Source organism: Solemya velum gill symbiont (assembly GCF_002020255.1).
Classification (GTDB): Bacteria; Pseudomonadota; Gammaproteobacteria; order Chromatiales; family Chromatiaceae.
In genome coordinates this window covers 1-1,043 of the sequence record NZ_MPQG01000044.1, presented here as the reverse complement: position 1 = coordinate 1,043, position 1,043 = coordinate 1, and the positions used below count along the sequence as shown (strand labels likewise).

The window sequence follows — 1,043 nt, the reverse complement described above, 5'->3', positions numbered from 1 at the left end:
ACCTTCCTGTTTACCGTGTATGGTCCAAAATATTTGGATTGCAGGGAAGATTTTGGAATAGGGAGATAGAGTAAAACTTTGTCCCCTGGCCGAAATTCCCTAACTTTGGCTTTTCTATCAAACTGCCCTTTTATTCTAGATTGAGCCCCCAAAAGATGCTTTTTGGCCAATTCTGTTGCCTGCCATAACCTGTCCTTGATGCGGGCCACATAGTCCAACAACTCGTCTGAACTATTTTCCTGAAGCCAGCTATCTTTAACTAACTTGAGGGGACCCCTAGGTGTATGGCCATAGACAAGTTCAAAAGGTGAAAACCCTAACGACTCCTGTTTTGCATAGCGTTCTAAAGCTCCTAATGAGGCTGGGTGAAAAGCACTAGACCTTACTTGCTTGATATCCAACAATGCCAAAACCTGTTGACACAGTTTGGACATAAAATTAGACCCCTGATCTGTCTGAATTTCCTGCGGCAAGCCGGTCATTGTAAAATATTTTAGTAATGCTTTGGCTACGACAGCTGCCGTGACCTTTCGCAAAGGAATTGCCTCCGGAAACCTGGTGTTTACGCACATAATAGTGAGCAAATACTGGTTCCCGTTACTAGTTTTCGGAAGGGGACCTACGATGTCCATTAATACCTTCGAAAATGCCTCACCTGTAATAGGTACTAACTTCAAAGGAGCAGGTGGTATGGTTTGATTGGGTTTACCTGTCACCTGACATACATGACAGGTACGACAATACTCCTCAGTATCCCTGAACATTCTTGGCCAAAAGAAGTCAGCCACTACTCTCTCATACGTTTTGGTACGCCCCTGATGTCCAGCAAATAGACTCTCATGTCCAAGACTCAAAATTTCATTTCGAAATATTTTTGGGACGACGACTTGCCGTCTAACACTTATCTCACTTTCTTCATTCTCAAATTTCCTACTCTTTCTCATCAACACTTCATTTTCCACATAAAAACACTCCTCCTTTTTATTTACCTCATTTAAATGTGTTATTTTGTCCCAAATGTCCTTCAAAGTTTCATCCTCTCT

Annotated in this window: 1 protein-coding gene; it reads right to left on the bottom strand. The window is 42.2% G+C overall.

The features are described 5' to 3' along the window. Positions 1–1,028: integrase (locus BOW06_RS12860; protein ID WP_144077467.1), on the bottom strand; the 1,028-nt coding region annotated here is incomplete at its 3' end. Positions 1,029–1,043 lie beyond the last annotated feature (15 nt).